We start from the raw sequence: 24,012 nt of genomic DNA on the forward strand, positions 1-24,012 counted from the left end.
AAATTTTTGTGCTTGGTATTCATGACTTTAGCCTGTGGTAAATGTTGTGTTTTAAAAGTAGATCTATCAGTAAATTACGCGTGTTCTTCGTTATCACGTTATTTGGCTGTTGGAAGCGAGTGCGGGTGATTCCTTAACTTTTCTTTTAACAATGCCCAGGCAAAGACAGGGCCGTAGTAGAAATACCTTTTCCACATTCTTTTTGGCTCCTTACACAAACGTATGAACCACTCAAGCCCCAGATCGATCCAAAATTTGGAGGGCCTTTTAACTGTGCCCGCATAAAAGTCAAACACAGCTCCTATTGAGCAAATAAATTGAGCGTTGATTTTACCCTTGTGCTGGTGTACCCATTTTTCCTGTTTTGGCGCCGTCATTCCAACGAATAAAACATCAGGTTGAAACAGGTTGATGGCATTAATCATTTCGGCATTTTCCTCATCACCGAAATGCGCTTTGTAGGTGGGAGAGTAGGTTTCACAGGTTATAGCCGGATATTCAAGGTTCAAGCGGTCGGTGATTTTTTGCAGCGTATTTTTATTTGAGCCGAGGTAAAAGCATCGCCCATTGTTACTATTCAATCTTTCTAAAAGGTTTTCATGTAAATCTGTTCCTGATATTTTCTTTAAGCCATGACCTGTAACACTTTTTACTGCTAACACTATTCCGATACCATCGGGTAGAAGAACATCAGAGTCCATTAATGCTTCTTTAAAGTCATTATCTCTTTCAGCTACACAGAACGAATATTGATTGATTGTATTGATTACAGTTTTTGATGAATCGGAGAGGTTGTTTAAATTACCGTTAAACAATTGATAGCTCATAAATGAGTTGGGCGGATGGTTCATTTTAGAATAATAAAATATCAATGGAACTTCTTGAACTCATTAATTTCCCTGTTAATCGAAATTGGCCGAAGGCTTTGTCCTATTTCAAATTATTAAAAGTGCTTTAATGCAGGGAAACCTTATTACAATAATTTATCTTGATTCATGGTTTACAATAAGTATTCCATAAAATTCTAGAAGGTTTGGCAAGAGTTTGTTTGAGAAGGCTTTATGAGGCCGAATGCCGTATGTTAGAGAAAAATGGCACTTATGCTGCTTATGGTAATGATGTTATAACTTACTTATGAGTTACAATTGTTCAGTTTATTTGTAATAACAGGCTGTATACTATTAAAGCCATTGAATCGTTAAAAGCGGAATAATTTTGATTTGATTTTAAAAATAAGCTTAATCAAATAGTGCAACAGGGTAGTTGAAAAATGCTCTTACGGAGGATTTTGCATCAATAAAAGATGCAGTAATAACATGTTTTAAATTATTACTGCATCTTTTAGCTTGGTTGGATCAGTTAGCTAATTATATTGTCCAAATGGATATCAAATTGTTCATTTCGAACAGACTGCCTGGTCTAAAATGAGACGATGCTGGCTGGTAAAACAGATTCATTAATGTTAGCTCCCCAGGTATTTGAACTCCAACCGGTTGGGGTTGCTTCCCCGGCAGCGAGCCAGTTGTCGTTCTCCACATTGCTACTGTTGCTAAAGTTAACCTGGTTGCCACTAACAACACTATTTGTCACTGCTATACCACTTTGTCCCCAAACATAAATTCCCACATTGGTGAATGACTGAGTTTTAGCGTAAACTGTATTGCCGGTAAATGAAATGTTGCTGCCACCTGTTATGGCCAGACCAAATTGACCAGGGTCAACAAGGATGTTACTGGATGCCACCTGGAACGATCCTCCGTTGTGACCCAGAACAATTCCGCCACCTGAATTGTTGGGGCCGCCGCCCTTTACCCAATTAGCGGCAAGAGTGATAGGGCTTCCTGAAGTACCGTTGCTATTGACAATGTCAATAGCATTCACCGGGTTGCTTTGTCCAAGAATGTTTTGGAGCTTATTGTAACTGATATTGTTGTTACTGCCATTTACGTTTGCAAATTGAACGAATGCACCGCTATGTGCAGGGCCCTGCATGTTTTGCATTTGGTTGGTGAAAATATTAATCCCACCATTAGGACAATTATTAGCAATTATACCCGCTGCAACATTGAAAATATTATTTTTCTCAATGGTAACATTTGAACAATTATCCAGCTCAATACCTACGTCGGTCGAGTTTTCGAGGTTACAGGCTGTTATGTAGACGTTAGTACAATTGGTTAGTTTGATGCAGGGAACGCTGCCGCCAATGATAGTCATATTACTTATGGTGACATTACTTTGTCCGCTCATAACAATAGGCGCGGATTGAGGACTTGGAGCAGCAGTTACCGCTACGCTTGGTATTGGGATAGGAGTTCTTGATGCAGAAGCTGATATTATTACCGCAGGGAGCACTGATGCATTAATACTTGCACCCAATATATTTGAACTCCAACCAGCAGGAGTGGAGGTTCCTGGGCCTATCCATTGGTCGTTTTCGACATTAGCGGAGTTTGTGAAATTGACCTGATTACCACTAACAGTGGCATTAGTTACTGCGTAACCCGCCTGACCCCACACTACTATACCAACATTGGTGAATGATTGAGCTGCTGAGAAAATCGTGTTATTTGTAAAAGAAATGTGATCGCCACCGGAAACAGACAAACCCATTTGACCGGGATTGACCAGGATATTACCTGACGCTGATTCGTAGGAGCCACCGGTATCGCCCAGTTGTATGCCTCCGCTTGCATTTCCCGGGCCGCCACCACGTATCCAGTTGCCTATAACTTCGATAGGGCTAGATGCAGTGCCATTGCTCATGTAGAGGTTGACGCCTTCCTGTGTAGAACTTTGACCTGAAATATTTTCGCATTTATTATATTCAATCTGGTTGCCCGTTCCGATTACTGTATTAAACTGTACAAACTGTCCGCGGGGAGCAGGCCCTTGCATATTTAACATCTGGTTATTATTAACCACTGTGCCGCCAGCTGTTGGATGATCCACATAAACACCGGTTGATACATTAGCTATGTAGTTATAGTCGATAGTGATATTATAGCAATGGTATAAATAAATACCTACATCAGTTGAGTTTGTAAGTGCGTTTTGAGTAATATGTACATTATAACAATTACTTAAACTAATGGCCGGAACGGTGCCGCCTGTAATTGCTTCGCCACTTATCGTGATGTCGTGTGCGCCGTTTAAATTTATTGAAGGTGATGTTGTATAAGAAGTTAAATTAAGCGATGTAGTTTTAAAATGTATTGAAGGTGCATTTACGGACTTGTCTGTTGGCTGGTTGGTTGCTGACTTTGTACAAGAGTATCCTGTTAACACAGTGATTGTTAAGAATAGTAGGTGAATTCTTTTCATAGATTGATTTTTTAAATGATAGGTGAGTTTACTAAGCAAATACACTGTAAAGACTTTTAATCTTTTCAGTTTTTATTTGCATCATTAAAAGAAATGGTGAAGGTGTTATTTAGATATTAATCAAATTCTTTGAAAGTTGGAACTTTCAACTCGAACCAAACAATTTGAAAACGGAGATTTTTCAAGCGTTCTATGCAATAAGGCAGATTAGGCAGATGAATTCAATATTTTAGTCGCTTCCTGGCCACAAAACGCGCAATGCACAATAAAATTGCATTAAAAGCAATTATATATTAAATTACTAAACCGCATATATGTTAGACGCATAATAACAACCATAATTATCGTAATTATTTGATAATATCGTTGTTCAACACCAATTAAGACTAAAATAAGTGTAAAAAGTCCTTATAAGGGCCTTAAGCTTAAGTTAATAAATAATATGCTTTCAGTTCTAAATGATTGAGGTTTAAAACTATATTAGAAATAGTATTCTTTGGTGCTAAATTAAAGGGTTGGTAAAGTAACAAAACAGTGTTTGCATTGTAGAATAGGTTAGTTTAATTAGTTAGCATATGCAAAGCAGCAATTTGAATACAATGTGCATCAGGATTCTGCCGTTTTTTATATCAGCAATTGTGATTTTTATACTGCTAAACGCCGTGCTTGAATCAAAACGGATTATTCCAAGAGTTTTGCAAGATGATCCAAACAATCTGCCTAAAGCAGCAACTGCAGGTGATAAGGTCGGTATAAATTCAAGCCCGGTGTACTTAAAAGATGCACATGATTTAACAATTACCGGGAAAACGATTGTTGGGGGACTTGTGGCCGATATCACTTTAATAAATTGCTATAATATACATATTACCCGAAATAAGCTTTGCCATTCTGTTGATGTGGGAATACGTCTGTATAAATGCAAAAACATACATGTAGATAATAACTACTTTAATGATGTAAGTAGCGGTCTCTATGCTGAGAAAACAAACGAAGGTGGTATTGTAGTTGATCATAATCAGTTTTTAAATATGCAGGGGCCATTTCCCCGAGGGCAGTTTGTGCAATTTAATAATGTGAACGGGCCAGGGAATGCTATTAGTTATAATAGGTGTGAGAACATTTTAGGGAAGAGTAACCCCGAAGATGCTATCAGCCTATATAAAAGTAATGGAACCTCCCAAAGCCCAATAATGGTGAAGGGCAATTGGATACGCGGCGGTGGTCCAAGTAAAACAGGTGGAGGCATTATGCTTGGCGACAATGGTGGCTCATACCTTACCGCTTCTTATAATATACTGATTGATCCCGGGCAGTACGGCATTGCCATATCAGGCGGCGATCATAATTCAATAGTCAATAATTTTATTTATTGTCGTTCTCAAAGTTTTACTAATGTGGGCTTGTATGTGGCCAGTTATAGCGGAGGGCCCATCACCAATAGTAAAGTGGCCCAGAACAAAGTTAAATGCTTCAATAATAAAAACAACGAAAATAATGTATGGCTCAGCCCCGGTACACCCATGCCTATAGGTTGGGAAACCAACTCCTGGGGAGCCAATATTGGCCCGTCTTTACTTCCCGCAATTATCATCACCCGCAACTAATTCCCTCCTTTTTGTTTACCGAATTTAAAGCCGTGTGAATGGTTGAAAAATACAGAGTGTCCATGTTTTAAGACTTTTTGTACCTAAAATAAGACAATGTTGTAAATTAATAATTAATTAATTTAAGTATTAATATAATATTATAATGTTGATAATCAAGTATTTGTATTAAATTTTAACTAAAAATACTCAATTTGGAAAAATAAATTAATTTTTGGCCCGTAGTATTTCTTTTTAATTAGGTATCATTGTATTCCTAATTAATTTAAACATGAGCCAAAAAAACCCATGCTGGCACTGCCATGTTCTGGCGGTAGTAGCGATTTCAGTGCTATCCTTTTTATCTTCCTGTAAAAAGGACCAAGCCGTTAATGCGGACAGTTCAACAACTGCAAATTCAAGTATTACAGGCACCAAAAAAGCTGCAGGGGCAGTTGCAACCGCAGGCACCCTAGCGCAAACCTATGTCGTCTCCGGGGTCGTAAACCTCACCGGAGCAAGTAATCTTACTATTAGCGGAAAATCAATAGCTGGCGGTACGGTGGCTGCAATTACCTTAAGTAATTGTCATGATGTGGTAATTAGTAATTGCAAGTTGTATAACTCCACAAATGTGGGCATCTACTTGTATAACTGTTACAATATAACCATTAAGCAAAACTATTTTACCAACGTAAGCACAGGTGTGTATGTTGATCATTCTGCAAATGGTGGAATTATTGTTAATAGCAACCAATTCTTAAATATGCAAGGGCCTTTACCACGCGGGCAATTTGTGCAGTTTAATAATGTGATTGGTATCAATAACCAGATAAATAGTAATATAGGCGAGAATATTCTTGGGCAGAGCTATCCTGAAGATGCGATTAGTTTGTATCAATGCCAGGGCACGGCAACATGCCCTATCAGTGTTAGCGGGAACGAAATACGCGGCGGCGGCCCCAGTACCAGCGGTGGTGGCATTATGCTGGGCGACAGCGGCGGTGCATATATTGTTGCTTCAGGTAATACTTTGGTCAATCCCGGTCAGTATGGAATGGCCATTTCCGGTGGTAGCAACAATTCCATTATTAACAATCTGATTTATGGCGTATCTCAATCTTTTACCAATATAGGCTTATACGTTGATCCTATTGGTGGTTATACCATAACAAATAGTACTGTTTCTGGCAATAGGATAAAATTCTACAATGCGGCCGGCGCAGTTAATGGAGCCTGGCTTGCATCTGGCGTTACTACTCCTAGTGGTTGGAGTACAAACAATTGGGATGCCAATATTGATGCTTCAATATTGCCAGCTACCTTAATTACATATCACTGATAAATTTTGATCGTAAAAATAAGAATCATACAAGAGGGGGCTAATATCCGCCTCTTTTTTTTCGTACCTATATTTTAACAATAGGAAAGGCGCTTTTAAATAGGGGAGGATATCAAGCTTTAGTTTACAAATTGATAATTTCTTTCAAAACATATATTTAAAAGTTATTACAAACAAATAAGCAATTAAAGAGTTATTTCAACATAAGCTTTATATATCTTATAAATGCTGCCCTTTTTTGTTTTTGTCCGCAGTATATTAACGGTTAATCAACAGCGCAAATTATATTTTATTGCGCCTCAATAATCAGGCAGGTCCTAAGCAATTCGGAATAAAACTAACCGGTTGCTCATCAACAACATCCGTGCACCCTCCTTAAAAAAGGTATCATGCCTGTTATTTTATTTACGTTAACCTTGTTTTTATGATCATCCAAATACTACGCATTTAAACTTTCTGTTGCTGGACGAACTGTTTCAGAATAATCAACATAGGTATCCTAATTGTGTCAAATTCCAAAAAAGCGACCCGGATCGCCCCGTTATTCTGCTATTAAGTTAATGCCCTAATCTTAAACATATATGCCCAATCTTGAAATTTATTAGCAGATGCCCTTTTTAGATTATGTACTCCAAACCCCTTCTTACGGATGGAAGGATGAAAACGGAACTTTAGTAAAGCCGACCGTGAAACAAATCATATCCGAATTTTTCTCCAGGTTAAACATTTTCGAAACACGTAAAAACTGGCTGCCATTTTTTAGCTGGTTAAAGATATTGTGCCTGGCGCCGTTCTTTATCCTGTTCCTGATTTTTTTTATGCACTGGTGGACCATCCTTGCCGCTTTTGTATACAGTATGATTATTATGGGCACACATGGCACCATCTGGCACCATCGTTACTGTACACATGGCGCTTATACTTTTCGTAATAAATTTTGGCGTTTTATTACGCAGAACCTAACTATTAGTGTTATACCAGAAGAGATTTATGCCATATCGCATCACGTCCATCATTCTAAATCAGATCAGCCGGGTGATCCATATAATGCGCAGGCTGGTTTTTTATATTGCTTTTTGGCAGATGTTAATCATCAGCCTATTGCTAAAGATTTGGACAAAAATGATTACCACCGGATAACCCTGCTAATGCAGCACACCGGAATCAAGGCAAATACATACATGCAATATCAGTATTGGGGTTCATATGCAAACCCGTGGCGCACCATCTTGTCATGGGTACTTAACTGGCTCTTTTGGTATACCGCATTTTACCTAATTGGCGGAAATACATTGGCGGTCAGTCTTTTTGGTGCGGCAGCTTTCTGGGCGGTGGGTGTCCGCACTTTTAATTATGAAGGCCACGCAAAAGGAAAGAACAAACAGCACGAAGGTGTTGACTATAACCAAAAAGATAAATCCATTAATCAGTTATGGCCCGGTTTTGTAGCCGGGGAATGGCATAACAACCATCATTTATTCCCCAAAAGTGCGCGCAGTGGCTTTAAGCCTTACCAGGTAGATTTTGCCTGGTATTACATCAGATTTATGAGTTGGTTAGGTGCTATAAGTCACTATAAGGATGCAAAAAAGCAATTTTATCTGCGATATGAGCTTCCTTATTTGCATCTTAAAAAAGAAAGAAAATTAGCTAAAAATCATTATTAAGGTTTTTCATTTCAATGCCTTGCTCTTAATAATAAGTTTCTCATTATCAAAAAAATAATGTAAGTTTGATAGTCTTCATTTTACCTCCTACCAGAATTTGATAAAGTTCTGCAACTTCTTTTAAATTCTACCGTATATGCTTGCAGTCCAACCTCACCATATAATTGCCATTGGCGCTTCTGCCGGCGGTATGGAAGAGATTAATTCCTTTTTTGACCATACCCCTTTAGACGGGGTATCCTATATCATTGTCCAACACTTATCGTCTGACTTCAAAAGCAGAATGGTGGAGTTACTGGCCAAGCACAGTAAACTTGTTGTTAAACAGGCTGAAAACAAGATGAAAGTGCAATGTAACGAAGTGTATCTTATCCCGAGTGATAAGTTTATGACGATACGTAAGGGGGTCTTGTATTTAACCAATAAAGAAAAAATTAAAGGCCCTTATCTGACGATTAATATTTTTTTCAACTCACTAGCGGCAGATTACGGTGAAAAAGCTATTGCTATTGTATTGTCCGGACTAGGATCTGATGGAACCGAAGGTATTAGGGCAATAAAAAAGGCGGGTGGAATAGTGATGGTCCGCAATCCTGAAACTTCGGATTTTAGCAGTATGCCTTCCCACGCTATTGCTACCGGCTTAGTGGACTTTGTTTTGGAACCAGCTCAAATGCCCGGCGCTATTGAAGACTATGTAAAACACGAAGGAGAATTAGTGGCTAATCACGAAGATGATGAAAAGAATCTCGCAGCAATTATTGACCTGATCAAACAAAGATCGCCGCTTGATTTTACGGACTATAAAATGACCACGATATTAAGAAGAACACAAAGAAGGGCATCCCATAATAACTTTACCACACTGGAAACCTACCTTAACTTTTTAAAGTCGACACCGGAAGAAGTAGAAGCCCTGGCCAAAGAATTCCTAATCAGCGTTACTTCATTTTTCAGGGACAATGAAGCATTCAATTTTATACAAAATGATATATTACCCCATATCCTTGGTAGGTTATCACCTGATGAAGAACTGAAAATGTGGATAGCTGGTTGCGCTACCGGCGAAGAGGCTTACTCTATGGCCATACTGATAGCCGAACAATTAACCGGCAGATTAGAAGATACCGTAGTAAAGATCTTCGCTACCGATATTGATAGCGCAGCTCTGTTGCATGCAGGTAAGGGTGTTTATAATAAAGGTATTGCAAAACATATATCTCCAGAAAGGCTTAAAAAATATTTCATAAAAGAAGGGGAGGGTTACAGAGTAAGCCCTGTTATACGCAAGATGCTGATTTTTGCGCAGCATGATTTGGTTAAGAACCCACCCTACTGCAATATGCACTTGATCAGCTGCCGCAATTTATTGATCTATATGGCTCCGGTTTTACAAAAAAAAATATTTGCCATGTTGCTTTTCGGGCTTAAAAGGGAGGGTTATTTATTCCTGGGTTCCAGCGAAAGCCCTACGCCTATTATAAAAAATCTGGAAGTGGTTCATAAAAAATGGAAAATATATAAAAATCTGGAAACAAAACGAGGGGTAAGCTTCGATGCCTTTTCATTACCAGAATTACTGGATACCAAACAGACACCTTCCCGTTTTTCGCAGGATAATGCAGGTAAAAACACCAGTCATACAGTGAGCGATGCGATACAGCAAGGGTTAGCCAATCAATTGGATTACTTTGCTGTTTGTATAGATGAAAACAATCATGTAGTGAAATCTTATGGTGATCCTACAAAATATTTACTTCAAAAGCATTTTATCTCAAACCTGGAAGAGTTGTTGCCTAAACCATTGGCAGTTGCATTTAATACATTGAGCAGGAAGGTTTCAGAAACAAATGAGATTGCTGAGGTTAGCGGAATAAAAATTAAATGGGACAAAGTTATTATTAGTGTAACCCTTGCGGTAAGCCCTTTGATTGTAAAAGGCGAAGGGAATTTGTTATTGGTAACATTCAATAAGGATACATCACCGGCATTGGTTCAAAACGATATTGTATTTAATGAGAAAATATATCTTGACCAATACGTTGTTAATTTGGAAGAGGAATTGAGGGAATTAAAAGGTAAATTGAATTCCTCCAATGAAAAACTTGATGCCTACAATGAAAATATGCAATCTTTTAATGAGGAGCTGATCTCCGCCAATGAAGAAATGCAAAGTACCAATGAGGAAATGCAATCTGTAAACGAAGAATTGCATACCATTAATTCTGATTACCAGCTAAAAAACAAAGAACTGCTGGAAATTAATGATGATCTGAATAATTATTTTAGAAGTAATATTAACGGGCAATTATTTATTGATAATGATTTAAAGTTAATGAAATTTTCACCCGGCACGGTAAAACAAATTAATCTGCTCGAAACGGATATAGGCCGGCCTTTAAGTAATATTACCACCAATATCAAATTTGAAACCATAATAGATGATATAAAAAAAGTGTTGACCGAGGGATGTGTTATTACCAAGGAAATTGAAACGAATAATGGTAAATGGTATCAGATTATGACGATGCCTTATATTCAGCAAGCAGATCAAAAAAGGAATGGCGCTATCATTACTTTTAACGATATTACTGAATTGAAAAAAATACAGCAGGAGCTTGATATTAGTAGTAAAATGCTCGGCATAGCAATAGATTCAGCTGCAATGGGCATTTGGTCAATTGATGTTCAAACCCGTGAATTTATTCCATCTCAACGCCTTAAAGAGTTATTTGGCTTTCACGCTAACGAAAAAATGAGTTATGAATCGGCCATAGCGCAAATTGATAGTCAATACCAATCTTTGGTAACGGGTAGCGTTGAGGCTACCATTAGCCGTGGAGAAGTATGCGATATCGAATACCCTTTAAGAGGTTTTCATGATAAAAAGCTACGTTGGGTTAGGGCAAACGGCAACCTTACTCATGATCAGGAAGGTAAACCAGGATATTTTACGGGCGTAATGCATGATATTACCCTGCATAAGGAGGATGAAATTAGAAAAAATGACTTTATCGCCATGGTAAGCCATGAACTCAGAACACCGCTTACAACCCTGCAAGCTTATGTGCAAATGTTAACTAGCAAAGCAAGGAAAGATGAAGATAGTTTTAGCGTTAATGCATTGAATAAAGCTAATATGCAAGTAAAAAAAATGACCGCTCTAATAAATGGCTTTTTGAATGTATCAAGCTTTGAGGCTGGGAAAATTTACTTAAATGAGCAGACTTTTGATATGAACGCCTTGCTGAATGAAATAGTAGAAGATGTGGTATTGACCACTACAACAAACCATAATATTGTGCTGGTCCCAGGCTCGGCATTGGCGGTTAGTGCAGATCGGGATAAGATAGGGCAGGTAATTAATAACTTTCTGAGTAATGCAGTGAAGTATTCTCCAAAAGGTAAAAGCATTGAAGTATGCTGTAAACAATTAAATAATACCTTAGTGGTAAGCGTAAAAGATGAAGGCATTGGGATAAAACTACAAGATCAGGAAAAGCTATTTGATCGTTTTTACCGGATTGAAAGTGAACAAACTCAACACATTTCCGGTTTTGGACTGGGCCTTTATTTATCTGCTGAGATTATTCGATGGCATAATGGAAAGGTATGGGTGGAAAGTAAAACAGGTAAAGGCTCAACATTTTACTTTAGTTTACCATTATCTAAGCATTCCGAAGCAGTTGATCATCTATAAATTTCCCCTGGCAGGCATTCTTTTACATTTTGACTTTAGTACTCTACTGATTGTAAGTTGCGTATTTCTTCAACGCCAACGTAATTAGGTGCTCTAATACGTAATATTTTTCATCTACTTTTACTGTTTAAATAAAACAGCATAAAATTATAGACCTTGAACGAAGGGATTAAAAATAAAGAATTGCTTTTAGCGCATATGAGTTCGGCTTTTTCCTTAACAGATAAGGAGATAGAAGAATTGATTGCCTTGTTTACTGAACGGAAAATTAAACGCCGTGGTTTTGTGCTGCACCAGGGCGACGTTTGCCGGCATTTTACTTTTGTTGTTTCCGGATGTTTAAAAATGTATGCCATTGATCCTGCCGGGAAAGAATACAACCTGGAATTTGCCGCCGAAAATGAATGGGTGAGCGATCTTTTCAGTTTTTACTCCGAGAAACCGACTGGTATTTACATTGAAGCGATAGAACCCTCGGTAATTCTGCAAATAACCAGGCAGAACCTTATATACCTTTATAGTAACTACCCCAAATTTAACAGCACTTTCAGGATTATTATTGAGCGTAAATATATTGAACTGCAAAACCGGGTGCTGCAGAATATCAGCGCAACAGCAGAAGAACGGTATGAGAATTTCTTAGATCAATTTCCGGCACTGGCTTCGCGGTTACCCAATACACAGATTGCTTCTTATCTGGGCATTACTTCAGAATTCCTGAGTAAGATAAGGAAAGACCTGGCTCAGAGACGCTGAACCCTTAAGATATCTTAAGGGTATTTCTTAAGAATGCTTATTGGTCACTTATTCCTGGTATCCGGACATTTATATTGTTATTAAAACAATATAAAATGAATGAATTAATGAAAGCAATTGTGTTGATGGATGATGTTTTGACTGTGCAAAATGTTAAAAAACCAACAAAGGTAGAACCGGGTCATTTGATTATAAAAATGGACTCGTCTGCAATAAATTCCGGAGATAAGTTTTTTCTGAAACATCCAACGCCTCCGGGGGCGGTAAAAAGTCTGTTCGATATAAAAGGGGTATCTGGCGCGGGTGAAGTTTTGCAGGCCGGGGAAGGCGTGCCAAAGGAATATCTTGGGAAAAATGTGACCTTTTACCGTCAGCTAAGATTCAGCGAAAGTGTTGTAGGTTCGTGGAGTGAATACACTCATGTGCACTTTTTAGATTGTGCAATTTTGCCCGACGGGGCGGATCCAACTGAATATTCGGGATCAATGGTAAATATCATCACCCCACTAGCATTTTTAAAGCAGATTATTAATGAGGGGCATAAAGGCATTATCAGCACTGCGGGTAATTCGGCTACAGGAATTGCGCTGCTGGGTTTTTGCCTCACCTATAATTTCCCTTTGATCTGCATTGTTAGAACCGAACAGGGCAAGGAAGAATTGGAGGGGTTGGGCACCAAAAACATTATTGTTCAAAGTGATCCTGATTTTAGCACACAGCTAACAGATATGGCTCAAACGCTAAATACAACTGCTATTTTTGATGGGGTAGGTGGCGATATCCTGAATAAAATATTACCGTCAATTCTGAGAAATTCAGTGATCTATTCCTATGGCTATATTGGCGATGCGGTACCTTTTACATTTCATACCAGCGTTTTAGCTCTCAAAAATATTATCATCAGGCCGTTCTCCAATTACAACACCGAAACAGTTAAAAATCCCGAAAACTTAGAAAAAGCGGTAAAAGAAATTAGTGAACTTATTCACTTGCCGCATTTCAAAACCAAAATAGGGAAGAGATTCCGGCTGGAGGAAATTGAGGATGCGTTAGCCTATAGCGGGGGCAACGGTAAAAAGCCTGTTTTATATCATATCTAATTTGCTAAAGCCCCGAATATTCGGGGCTTTTATCTTTAATCATTTTGTGTTGGGTAGGGATTCCCTTTCCTAAAAACTGTCAACCAAAAAGCAGACATGACCAAGTGTCTTGTCCTGAAATAGGTTGACAAAAACAGTCAACAAAATGGAACATGAAAGACTAAGGGATCAAGTAAGAAAAGATTACTTGTCGGGTTTGTGCAGTTATCGTAGTTTAGCAGAGCGATACGGCTGTTCATCGAGCACGATCCACAGATTAGTGATGGGAAAGAGTAAAAAAGCACCAAAGCGAGGAGCCGAGCGGATAGAGGGTTGGGTTCAAAGAACTTCAGGTCTAAATCAGGAAATGCCAACAGGAGTTGACGAGCTACAAGAGGAACTCCGAATGGCAATGCTGAAGATAGAGCTGCTGGAGACGATGATAGACATAGCCGATGAAAAGTTGGGGGCGAATATCAGAAAAAAAGCCGGGGCCAGGCAATCAGGAGAATAGTACAAAGACAGGGGAAGGGCAATTTGTCGCGTCTTTGTACATTGTCAGGCTATTCCCGTCAGGCATATTATAAGGGTCAGGTTTTAAAGGAGCATCAGGCATTCGTTGGCGAGGTTATCATTGAAAAGGTAAAAGCTTACCGCAAGGTACAGCCGAGGATAGGTGCTCGAAAGCTGCTGTTCATGCTGTCGCCGTTTATGCATCGGCATCAGTTAAAGATAAGCCGGGATCGTTTTTTTACGTTATTACGTGATAACTGGCTTTTGATAGGCAGAAGACGACGTGGCAAGCCAAAAACGACGGATTCGAGTCATTGGATGCGGAAATATCCCGATTTGGCAAAAGACCTTAGCCCTGTGTGTGCAGAGGGCTTATGGGTAAGCGATATTACCTATGTAGACCTCAATGAAGGCCATTGTTATCTAAGCCTGGTGACAGATGCCTACAGTCGTAAAATAGTAGGCTACCATCTGAGTGACAATCTTTATGCCCGTGGGCCTGTAGCAGCGCTGGAAATGGCTATCAGTGGATCTCGCGATATGACTGGGTTGATCCATCATTCAGATCGCGGCTCACAATATTGTTGTAATGATTATATAGGCATTTTGCAAAAGCATCAGATCGGCATCAGCATGACCCAAAGCGGGGACCCACGGGAGAATGCAATAGCAGAAAGAGTGAACGGCATATTAAAAACAGAAGTTTTAAAACAAGAAGTTTTTGCGGACATAGCTTCGGCCAAAGTAGCAGTTAAGGAGGCAGTTGAAACATATAATTACCTAAGACCACATAGTAGCGTCAGCATGTTAACTCCAGCATTGGCACACCGGGCACACGGCGGACTTGAGCAGAGTTGGAAAAACTATTACAAGTATAAACCAGAAACTAGCGAAATAATGGATGGTTGAGGAGTACGGTTTTCTCCACAAAAAGCAGGAGTTCTTTAAAAAGAAAAAGAAGCAAAAAAAGAAAAAGGGCATTAGAATGTTGAAAAGGCGTTGCCTTTCCAACATTCTAACACCACAAATAAGTAACCAATAATTATTAATTTTGAATGTCAACTTTTCTCAGGACGAGTCATTGCCCCAGGTGTTTCTTTTTGTTTCATGTTTTTGAGGGACAACATAAAACCAGCGTTGATGCCCGGCCTCAACTGATATCAGTTTGATGAATTAATTATAGTAGAATAGTCTTAATATATTATGGAAGTTTTGGGAGTATAATTACTGGTATATTAATGTGGTAAGTGGCGTACAAATTTGTACCCCGATTAAAAAACTTAACCATCTGTTCTTTTGGCCCTTGGACTACCGCAAGCAAGTCTGTTTTTTTGTTAGCTTTTAACCAATCCCAATTTTTTTGGTGACCAGTATCCGGAATGCTACGAAAATAGACACCACCGCAATTCAGTTTTCGGTACAGGTCTTGATTAAGTTGCTTTTCCGCATCTTGGACAATGGGGTCAGAAGGGTTTTCGTTCAAATGGGCCACCATCAACTCGGCAGCGAAACTTTCCATCAGGTTGCCAAGCTCCCCAACAGAATCGATATCGTACGCGTGAAGCATTGAGGCAAACGCTATTTTTTCAAAATTTTTAATAACTGCATATTCAGGAACGAGCATAACCGGAACGGTGGCCCAGTCAATGATACGGGTAAAAGCATCGCTAAGAATAAAGTCTGCCATATCAACATTAACAGGAGGTGCCATTACAATCATCGAGATATTTTTGTTTCCCATTATGGTTGTCATAATATCGACTAATTCCGTATCTGTGTTATTAAAAGATATTTCTGGCAAATAGGACCCTTGAAAAGCCCTGTTTTTCAAATCCTGTTCCATACAAGAAGCAAAATCTTCAATAGGATTACCTACAATAAAGGAGGGCTCCGTTTCGCCTGCCGGTACAAGGTTTTTGATAACAGCAACAGGACAGAGACTGAATAACAGTACTTTTGCTTTCATTTTTTTTGCAATACGCAAGGCAAAGCGCGTTGTATGATTGGCGTTTGCTGACAAATCGGTTAACACGGCTATGGTTTTCATTTCTTTACGGTTTACTATAAAATGGCGTTAGCCGGTGATAAGGTAGATTTAGTATAACGAAACAGTTCTTTTTTAGTAGACCGTACGTCTGCAAATAGCTCCTGTAGTTCGGTTTGCAGGTTGTTATATTGTTCAAGTAACCTGAAGTTCATTTCTTTTTTTAAGTCGCTGATGTAAGGTTCAATCAATGTCAGAAATTCAGATATCTTAATTTTTAAAGCCTCAAGTTGTTTTTCCTGGCCATTAATCATCAACAAGAATCGCGATTTGTCGGTTGGGGGAGTTGCTTCCGGCAAGTAACTATCTATTCCCTTCCTGAAAAAAAGAGTTTCAGATTCAAGAAAAGAAATATCCTGAAGCCAATGTGTTACTTGGATATAGAGTTCTTGTAACTCTGTCTCCAGCCCTGTATCATATAATGTTTTCGTCATGATGTGAAAATTTGTTGGTGAGGATTATTGTTGATTTGTAACCTTGAAAATGAGCAAAGGGACAGTTGATAAATCGGCCATTTTTTTAGTATGGCTACGCTCAAAAAGCTCTGCAAAAAGGTTTCTTGATTTATGCGCCATGGCCAATATATCTACTTGACTGCGCCCACAGAGCCACTCAAGGCCATCTTCAATATTTTTATTATCAATCAGCCTGTAGTAGATATTCGGATAATCTGCTTTGTTGGATAGCTCAATCAGGCAATCTGAAATCCTTTTTTTCAGAATATCTGTTTGATCGCGATAATTTGTAATATGGGTTAGTAAAATTTTGGCATTTAGAGGCTTGGCAATTTCAATAAGTCTGTATATAGTGTTCAGATCATTATCGATATTTTTAAATTCTGTAGCAAAAGCGATTTTTCTAATCTGTTTGTAAACTGTTCCGGGTTTAACCAGCAGTAAAGGTTGGTTTGAATTGTCAATGAGTGTATTGGTATGATTTTCAACTAATAGGCCAGATAGAACGCCTCCTTTATGCGTTCCTAAAACGATAAGGTCAATTGTAAGGTTTTCTGTGATCCCCTTGATCACATCACTAACTCTTCCTGCTTTGCTAATACAAATAACTTTCGGTTTATAACTTTCAGGAGGTACAGTTGATTCTAATTCCTTTTTTAATTGGTCAAGATCAGTCTTACAGTCTTCTATCAAATTATCAAATTCATCAGGGGGCCAGCATACGAATGATGACTGCGGAATTTCTGCAGGAACAATCATTGCGCTACAAAGCAGCACATTTGCTTCTATTTGTCGGGCCATGTCATATCCATATTGTACGGCCTGTTTGGAGCTTTCTGAAAAATCAGTTGTCAGGAGTAATGTTTTCATGTCCTAATGAGTTAAAATTTCATTGGTAAAACTCCGTAATTTATGGCAGCAGAAAAGTGACCCCGGTCACTTGTTGAAATGATCTTTAATCAAAAATGTGACAAATGATTATACAAAAAACCATAATTCTACCAGTTTTGACGGTGTAAAACGTTTTTAGCTAATTACGCTTAATTCTATACTAGATTAACTCCGGTAATTCAGCAACGTGCCAAGGGCAATTATGTATAATATCATTCTACAGTTTGATCAAAGTCATTTCTGTGCTTAACTTCAGTATTTAAATTTGATTCATAATCAACATTAAATATTAGGTTATGAAAAATATCTTAGTCCCTACCGATTTTTCTCCAGCTGCAAACTGTGCAGCACGATATGCGTTACATCTTGCAGCCTTTTTAAAAGCAGATTTGACACTTTGTAACGCCATGTTGATACCAGTTAATGCTATAGCAGCCGCTCAGGTTGCCTGGCCTTTGGAAACCTATGATGAAATTAAAAAAGAGGTTACTGAACAATTGCAGCAGGAAACTGAAAAGTTGAAACACTTGTTAATTGAAAGGACTGACTTTTTTCCAAATGAATTTCGTCCAGATATTTCTTACACCAGCGAAGTTGGTGAAGTGACCGATGTTATCCAAGACGTAATGGATAAATATTATATATCACTGCTTGTTATGGGAATGTCAGGAAAGAGTGGATTGGAACGTTTCTTTATGGGTAGCCCTAGCCATGAAGTAATTGAAAAAGGTAATTTCCCGGTTTTGCTGATTCCTCCATCATATACTTTTCAGCCAGTAAAAAAAATAGCATTTGCTACCAACTTTGATAGGGGAGATGTGAATGTGCTGCATACACTGGCTTGTTTTGCCAAGACATTAGACGCAGAAATTGAGGTATGCCACATTTCAGATAATAAGTTTGAAGAAACAGAGGGAAAATATCTGGCTGATGTTTTTGTTATGGAGATTTGTAATAAAGTAAACTATCCAAAAATTCATTATAATCACATAAAAAGCAGGCAGGTAAATCAAGGTCTAAACTGGTTACATGAACATGCTGGGGTGGATATGCTTGTAATGGTTCACCGACCACATAGTTTCTTAGCTAATATGTTTTTGAGTAGTCATACACAGAAATTGGCCCAACATGTAAGTTTGCCGTTGCTGGTATTCCCACCAGAATATGGTGCAGCTATTTGAGTCGCAAAATATGGTAATAGTTGTATTGGGATTAACCGGACAATTTTATTTCAAATTGGCCTGGTGATATTTTGAAGTTGCGAATTACATGAGCTAAGCAAGAACTTTATTTGATGACCAGAAGGTTACTGTGTAGTAAGTAGTAATTAAAACTCAATTTTAAATACGTGAAATGATGTTTCGTGGAAATAGCTTATTGTCCAATTATTAAGGGTACATATGTTTTTTACTATGGCTAAACCCAATCCCGTACCTTCTGATTTATTGCCTTTTTTAAACCTATCAAACATATTGCTCTTGTCTAAAATCTGGGGTAATCCATCGTTTTTAAACAGAAGTTTATCAGTGTTTAAAATAATGATCAATTTTCCTTTGCTTATATTATGCCTTATAGCATTACTGAATAAATTATTGAGCAGTATATCAATCAAATACTTGCTGGCAGAAATTTCTTTAATAGCCAGATGAGTTTCTACCTTTATTTGTTTATCATTTGTTAACTCATAAAACTGTTTTATTTTTTCTTCAATTAAAATATCCAGCCTCAATAGTTCAATATCAGCTATCAGGTTGTTTTCAATTTTCACCAGCAATAATAATGATTGGTTTAACCTTGCCAGTTTGTTTGTAGCAGCATATATATCATTTATTTGTTCATATTGATCCGTCTTTAGGGTTTCATCCTGTATTAATGTATCCAGTTTTGAAGTGATTACTGCCAATGGGGTTTGCATTTCATGAGAGGCATTTTCCGTGAACTCTTTTAAATTTTGAAAGTCGTTTTTTACATTTAATGACATCAACTGAACGGTATCATTCAATTCATTAAACTCATCAACTTTAGTGCTTTTTAAAATGAGGCTTTTATTATCTGAAATATTGAAAGATTTTAATTCGGCAAGTGTTTTATAAAAAGGTTTCCATAAACCGTTTAAAATATATCTGTTGGTTATAAAAAGAGTAAGTAATAATCCAATTGATAAAACTAGTGTTATTAAACCTATTATCTGCACCAGGTACTCTGTATCTGCTCTGGATACAATGAGTGTAGTTAAATAATTGTTGCCATTTAGCGTTATAATGGATGAAACAGCTCTTCCTTCTTCCTTCTTCCTTCTTTTTCTCTTTAGGATTAATATATATAGTATCAAAAAAACGCTTGTTAATTTCTTGCTTATTGGTTTTTAAAAATATTACGAGGTCCTCATCAAAATCAACCTGCCTGGGTAATTTATGGTTTGCCTTAATATAATCTTTAATCCCGTCAATTTCCTCTATTAAATTTAGGTCGAGCTGTTTTTTGGCGATATAATTAATTGTGAAAAAGTAAATTATAGCCCCTATAAACAATACAGAAATGGTAATAATAATACTTGCTTTATTGTAATGGACCGAAAGTTTCATTAAGCTTTAAATTTATAGCCAATGCCATATACCGAACCGATATAATCGTTGCATTTAGCATCCAAAAGTTTTTTTCTGAGGTTTTTAATATGCGTATAAATAAAATCAAAGTTATTATGCATGTCCATTTCGTCGCCCCATAAATGTTCGGCAATTGCATTTTTTGATATTACCTTTCCTTTGTTTGCAATGAAATATAATAGCATATCATATTCTTTGCGGGTAAGTATAATCGGTGTATCATTAACTTCTACCGTCCTTCCCTGTAAATTGACAGTGATTTCATTGAAAATTATATTGTTATTACTATTAGCAGCTTTTCGCCTGTAAACAGAAGCAACCCGTGCTTTTAATTCTGCCAAATGAAAGGGTTTTGTTAAATAATCATCAGCCCCTATGTTCAAACCTTTAATTTTATCATCTAATGAGTTTCTGGCTGATATAATGAGCACAGCCTCATCTTTCATTGCTTTTTTTAAAAAATTAAGCACCTCAAAACCTTCACCATCGGGCAGGCCTATGTCAAGTAATACACAATCATAATTGTAGCTTGATAATTTATCAATAGCGCCAGCGAGGTTAACTGTGCTTTCACAAATATTACCATCTTCATTAAAATAGGTGGTTATATTTTCACGCAGAGCTTGTTCATCTTCTATTACAAGGAGTTTCACTTTGGGTTTTTATCAAATATAACGTTAGATTTTTTTTAAATATATTGAGTGCTTGTATTTATAAAAGTTATAAATAATAATAATATTTATTAAACACTACAGAATTGCTTCAAATTCAATAAGTACATTTATATAATAAACCCATATGAGTAAGAATACAAAAGCCACATTTGTTATACAAAAGGTACAACCTGGACTTTTAGGACTAATGGACGGCTCGGTCTCAACACTCGCACCCATATTTGCCACAGCAGGTTTAACGCATCAGCCTATTAAGGCCTTTTATGTAGGGTTGGCTGCCTCATTGGGAGCCGGGATTAGTATGGGCCTGGCCGAAGCATTATCAGATGATGGCACAGTTACAGGCCGCGGTAGCCCGTTAGTTAGGGGAGGTATTACTGCATTTGCCACGGCATTGGGTGGTATGCTGCATACCTTGCCATTTTTAATAGACAATTTGCGTATTGCACTGCATTTTGCATATGTTGTGGTTGTATGTGAATTGTTAGTAATCGCCTTTATCCGTTACAAATTTATGGAAACGCCATTAGTGAAAACCATATTACAGGTTATTGTAGGTGGCGGAATTGTATTTCTGCTGGGCATTTATTTAGGCAATGTAGGGAGTTAATAAATTAATAATGAATATAATAGAACCAACAAGTAAAAATCTTAATAATCCATCTACAGTTAAAAGATATTCAGCAAGCCTGCGATTATGGCATTGGTTAAATATGATCGTTATAAGTGGGTCGCTTATTACGGTACTCATAAATTCCACCATAACCGATAAACATGCAATTACTGATCTTGTAAAAGTAAGAATACAGGAAACAAAAGGAGTTGATAATGACCTGAGCCGTTCAGTTGCCGGTGCTCTTGAAGATAAAGTTTGGGATATACATATTTACTTTGGTTACTGCCTTGCCGGGTTGCTGTTTTTTCGTTTGATACTTGAATTTTTTCAGGTAGCCGATCAGAAATTTATAAGAAGATTAAAAAAAGCCTCAGCTCAATTTAAAGCAATTAAAAAAGATCGTCAGGAAGCTTTACATGAACTCACTGTTAAAATAATATATGCAATTTTTTACTGCTTGTTAGCCATAATGGTGGTAACAGGCCTGTCACTTGCGTTTGATGATGATTTTCAGGTACTCAAATCAATACATCGCCCGGTTAAAAATGTTCATGGGTTTTGTATGTACCTGATATTGGCATTTATTGTTGTTCATTTAGTAGGTGTATTTTTGGCCGAACGTAAAAAGGATAGTAAAGGGATTGTTTCTGATATGATAAATGGCGGTTAAATAAATAAATGATCATGAAAGCTTATTCAATTATTGTTGCATTATTTATTTGTTCTGTAAATAGTGGTTTAGCTCAGCGCTATATACCTGTTGAACAAAGCTCATCGGTACAATTTAATGTATCACATCAAATGATATTTAAAAGTACAGTTACAGGTACATTTAAAGGTTTAAAAGGGACAATAGTGTTTGATCCATCTAATGTTACAGGGGCTACATTTGATATATCGGTAGCCGCAGGTACTGTTGAATCGGGAATTGGTATGCGAGATAATCACTTAAAAGAAGAAAGCTATTTTGATGTAAAGAAATATCCATTAATAAGCATTAAGTCCCAGTCCATTATCAAAACATCAGGAGAGAATACTTATACTTTCGTTGGTGCACTTACCATGAAAGGCGTAACTAAGACCATCTCATTCCCATTTACAGCCAAAGCCGAAAATGGAGGTTATCATTTTAAGGGGAATTTTAAATTAAACCGTTTGGAATATAATATAAGTACTGATAATTCAATTGATAAGAATGTTGAGGTTGATCTGGATGTTGTTGCCAAATAACCTCAACACTGTTTGATCCTATTTAAATCCAACACTTACGATACTACATTGGATACCAGATCCGTAGTTTGTCTGAACCCTGGTCTTTAGATAATGATTTTATAAATACAAAACAGGCAATAGTGCTACCACTGTTGCCTGTTTTGTATTGACTGCTTTTAATGGCGGGAATTCCTTTATTAAGGAAAGAATATTCAATATTCTAAAGATCCACCTTAAAGCCATACTTTGAACTGAACTTTTTATAAAGTTGTTTATGCAGATTATCAAGGTTAATATCGCGGCCCTGTATAAATGCTTTCTGGACATTGAGGGATATCATATCTAACGCATCACCACCGGAGATAAAAAGATTGGCATCCTTACCAACTTCCAGCGTGCCAGTAGTTTTATCAATACCCAAAATTTTTGCGTTGTTAATAGTTATCATACTTAAGGCTTGTTCCTTGGTTAAGCCATAGCCAACTGCCTCTCCAGCCTCAAACGGCAAATTACGCTGGCGCCAGTAGCCAATTCCGGTTAAACCGTACAGCACCCCTGCATCCTGCAATATTTTGGGCAATTTGTATGGTTGATAAACATCATCATCATCTCTTGCCGGCAAACGTTGTGTTTCCTTTAAAATAACTGGAACATTGTTGTCTTTTAATACACTGGTAACCAAATATGATTCATAACCGCCAACAATAACCTCGCTTATCCCGAATTTTTTAGCAAAGCTAACCGCCTGTATAATTTCCTTGGCGCCATCAGCATTTACAAATAATTTTTTGGTGCCGTTAAAAAGCCCTTTCATTGCTTCAAAGCGGATATTTATAACAGCTGGTTTTGCAATTTCGGAGTAGGCTTTGGCCTCGGTAAATAATTCTGTTATGGCATCAATGGCCTTTTGTGCCTTTTCTGCCGGAGTTTCTTGTTGGCCGGTAGTAGGGGCGGCAGTTCTTCTTCTGGTATTGGTAACAACAATGGGCCAGGTTAAATGTATACCTATATCAGTTTTATAAGCAGCATCTTCCCAGTTCCATGCATCTAATTGCACTACAGATGATTGTCCGGAAATTACACCGCCATCTGGAGTTGTCTGCGCTAATAAAATTCCATTGGAACGTACTGTAGGTATTACTTTCGAATCTGTGTTGTACGCTATTAAAGCACGTGCATCAGGGTTCAGTTCGCCGGTTTCTTCATCGTCAACATTGCCTCTGGCACCCTCTTCAATTTCAATTAATCCAAGAGTTGTTATCGGACAAATAAAACCCGGATAAACCTGTTTGCCGGTAGCGTCAACAACAATCGCACCTGCAATATTTGGTGCTGAACCTTCGCCTATGGCAGTTATCTTACCTTTATCAAAGGCCACGTAACCATTGGTTATTACTTGTCCATTGCCAACATGTATAATACCGCCGGTTATAATTATGGCTTGTGATTGTGCTGGTGCAGGCGAAATATTTGCCTGTCCATAAGTGAGGATAGTGGTAAACAATAATCCTCCAATAATTAAAAATATCTTTTTCATCTTAAAATCA

At 37.7% G+C, this 24,012-nt stretch carries 20 protein-coding genes; 12 read left to right on the forward strand and 8 right to left on the reverse strand.

Annotated features, from left to right (window positions below; all coding sequences use genetic code 11):
- Positions 1 to 98 precede the first annotated feature (98 nt).
- Both JN11_RS09355 and JN11_RS09360 read right to left on the reverse strand, forming a co-directional pair.
- Positions 99 to 851, reverse strand: a complete 753-nt coding sequence (locus tag JN11_RS09355) for a WecB/TagA/CpsF family glycosyltransferase (RefSeq protein WP_211360712.1) — start codon at positions 849 to 851, stop codon at positions 99 to 101.
- A 568-nt stretch (positions 852 to 1,419) separates the two neighbouring features.
- Complete coding sequence (locus JN11_RS09360) at positions 1,420 to 3,324, reverse strand: right-handed parallel beta-helix repeat-containing protein (protein WP_144911954.1); 1,905 nt, start codon at positions 3,322 to 3,324, stop codon at positions 1,420 to 1,422.
- 599 nt (positions 3,325 to 3,923) lie between these two features.
- On the opposite strand from JN11_RS09360, the gene JN11_RS09365 reads away from it, so the two are divergent.
- The 8 genes from JN11_RS09365 to JN11_RS09400 all read left to right on the forward strand — a co-directional run bounded on the left by JN11_RS09365 (position 3,924) and on the right by JN11_RS09400 (position 14,876).
- On the forward strand, positions 3,924 to 4,931 hold the full coding sequence (locus tag JN11_RS09365) for a right-handed parallel beta-helix repeat-containing protein (RefSeq protein WP_211360713.1): 1,008 nt from the start codon (positions 3,924 to 3,926) through the stop codon (positions 4,929 to 4,931).
- Positions 4,932 to 5,202: 271 nt separating this feature from the next.
- Positions 5,203 to 6,252: a right-handed parallel beta-helix repeat-containing protein gene (locus JN11_RS09370; RefSeq protein WP_144911957.1), complete on the forward strand. Its 1,050-nt coding sequence runs from the start codon at positions 5,203 to 5,205 to the stop codon at positions 6,250 to 6,252.
- 608 nt (positions 6,253 to 6,860) lie between these two features.
- On the forward strand, positions 6,861 to 7,919 hold the full coding sequence (locus JN11_RS09375) for a fatty acid desaturase (protein ID WP_144911959.1): 1,059 nt from the start codon (positions 6,861 to 6,863) through the stop codon (positions 7,917 to 7,919).
- Positions 7,920 to 8,055: 136 nt separating this feature from the next.
- Positions 8,056 to 11,619, forward strand: coding sequence for a chemotaxis protein CheB (locus JN11_RS09380; protein WP_144911961.1), 3,564 nt, complete (start codon positions 8,056 to 8,058; stop codon positions 11,617 to 11,619).
- A 156-nt stretch (positions 11,620 to 11,775) separates the two neighbouring features.
- Positions 11,776 to 12,375 (forward strand): Crp/Fnr family transcriptional regulator, encoded by a 600-nt coding sequence (locus JN11_RS09385; protein WP_246138976.1) that lies wholly within the window; start codon positions 11,776 to 11,778, stop codon positions 12,373 to 12,375.
- 95 nt (positions 12,376 to 12,470) lie between these two features.
- Positions 12,471 to 13,475: an MDR/zinc-dependent alcohol dehydrogenase-like family protein gene (locus JN11_RS09390; protein WP_144911962.1), complete on the forward strand. Its 1,005-nt coding sequence runs from the start codon at positions 12,471 to 12,473 to the stop codon at positions 13,473 to 13,475.
- Between the two features lie 262 nt (positions 13,476 to 13,737).
- On the forward strand, positions 13,738 to 13,968 hold the full coding sequence (locus tag JN11_RS09395; protein ID WP_144911964.1) for a hypothetical protein: 231 nt from the start codon (positions 13,738 to 13,740) through the stop codon (positions 13,966 to 13,968).
- A gap of 41 nt (positions 13,969 to 14,009) precedes the next feature.
- Positions 14,010 to 14,876, forward strand: a complete 867-nt coding sequence (locus JN11_RS09400; protein WP_246138977.1) for an IS3 family transposase — start codon at positions 14,010 to 14,012, stop codon at positions 14,874 to 14,876.
- A 292-nt stretch (positions 14,877 to 15,168) separates the two neighbouring features.
- On the opposite strand, the gene JN11_RS09405 is transcribed toward JN11_RS09400, so the two are convergent.
- From JN11_RS09405 to JN11_RS09415, 3 genes are read right to left on the reverse strand one after another with little or no spacing between them, the layout of a single operon-like run.
- Positions 15,169 to 16,014 carry an adenine nucleotide alpha hydrolase family protein gene (locus JN11_RS09405; RefSeq protein WP_144911967.1) on the reverse strand — a complete coding sequence of 282 codons (846 nt, stop codon included), beginning with the start codon at positions 16,012 to 16,014 and terminating at the stop codon, positions 15,169 to 15,171.
- Between the two features lie 14 nt (positions 16,015 to 16,028).
- The gene (locus tag JN11_RS09410) at positions 16,029 to 16,445 is read right to left on the reverse strand and encodes a hypothetical protein (RefSeq protein WP_144911969.1); all 417 of its coding nucleotides are present in this window, start codon (positions 16,443 to 16,445) and stop codon (positions 16,029 to 16,031) included.
- Positions 16,446 to 16,469: 24 nt separating this feature from the next.
- Positions 16,470 to 17,336, reverse strand: a complete 867-nt coding sequence (locus JN11_RS09415) for a universal stress protein (RefSeq protein ID WP_144911971.1) — start codon at positions 17,334 to 17,336, stop codon at positions 16,470 to 16,472.
- 317 nt (positions 17,337 to 17,653) lie between these two features.
- Between JN11_RS09415 and JN11_RS09420 the strand changes: the two genes are divergently transcribed.
- Entirely contained in the window at positions 17,654 to 18,538 is an 885-nt protein-coding gene (locus JN11_RS09420) for a universal stress protein (protein WP_144911973.1), read from the forward strand.
- A 146-nt stretch (positions 18,539 to 18,684) separates the two neighbouring features.
- Here JN11_RS09420 and JN11_RS09425 read toward each other — a convergent pair whose 3' ends face one another.
- Both JN11_RS09425 and JN11_RS09430 read right to left on the reverse strand, forming a co-directional pair.
- The gene (locus tag JN11_RS09425; RefSeq protein ID WP_144911975.1) at positions 18,685 to 19,689 is read right to left on the reverse strand and encodes a sensor histidine kinase; all 1,005 of its coding nucleotides are present in this window, start codon (positions 19,687 to 19,689) and stop codon (positions 18,685 to 18,687) included.
- 252 nt (positions 19,690 to 19,941) lie between these two features.
- Positions 19,942 to 20,616, reverse strand: a complete 675-nt coding sequence (locus JN11_RS09430; RefSeq protein ID WP_144911976.1) for a response regulator transcription factor — start codon at positions 20,614 to 20,616, stop codon at positions 19,942 to 19,944.
- A gap of 145 nt (positions 20,617 to 20,761) precedes the next feature.
- Here JN11_RS09430 and JN11_RS09435 point away from each other — a divergent pair, with 145 nt between their 5' ends.
- From JN11_RS09435 to JN11_RS09445, 3 genes are read left to right on the forward strand one after another with little or no spacing between them, the layout of a single operon-like run.
- Positions 20,762 to 21,247 (forward strand): VIT1/CCC1 transporter family protein, encoded by a 486-nt coding sequence (locus JN11_RS09435; protein WP_144911978.1) that lies wholly within the window; start codon positions 20,762 to 20,764, stop codon positions 21,245 to 21,247.
- Positions 21,248 to 21,257: 10 nt separating this feature from the next.
- Positions 21,258 to 21,923 carry a cytochrome b/b6 domain-containing protein gene (locus JN11_RS09440; protein WP_144911979.1) on the forward strand — a complete coding sequence of 222 codons (666 nt, stop codon included), beginning with the start codon at positions 21,258 to 21,260 and terminating at the stop codon, positions 21,921 to 21,923.
- 14 nt (positions 21,924 to 21,937) lie between these two features.
- Positions 21,938 to 22,483 (forward strand): YceI family protein, encoded by a 546-nt coding sequence (locus JN11_RS09445; RefSeq protein WP_170227732.1) that lies wholly within the window; start codon positions 21,938 to 21,940, stop codon positions 22,481 to 22,483.
- 202 nt (positions 22,484 to 22,685) lie between these two features.
- Here the strand turns inward: JN11_RS09445 and JN11_RS09450 are convergent, their stop codons facing one another.
- Positions 22,686 to 24,002 (reverse strand): amidohydrolase family protein, encoded by a 1,317-nt coding sequence (locus JN11_RS09450; protein WP_144911983.1) that lies wholly within the window; start codon positions 24,000 to 24,002, stop codon positions 22,686 to 22,688.
- Between the last annotated feature and the right edge of the window lie 10 nt (positions 24,003 to 24,012).

The organism is Mucilaginibacter frigoritolerans, from assembly GCF_007830615.1.
Taxonomy (GTDB): domain Bacteria; phylum Bacteroidota; class Bacteroidia; order Sphingobacteriales; family Sphingobacteriaceae; genus Mucilaginibacter; species Mucilaginibacter frigoritolerans.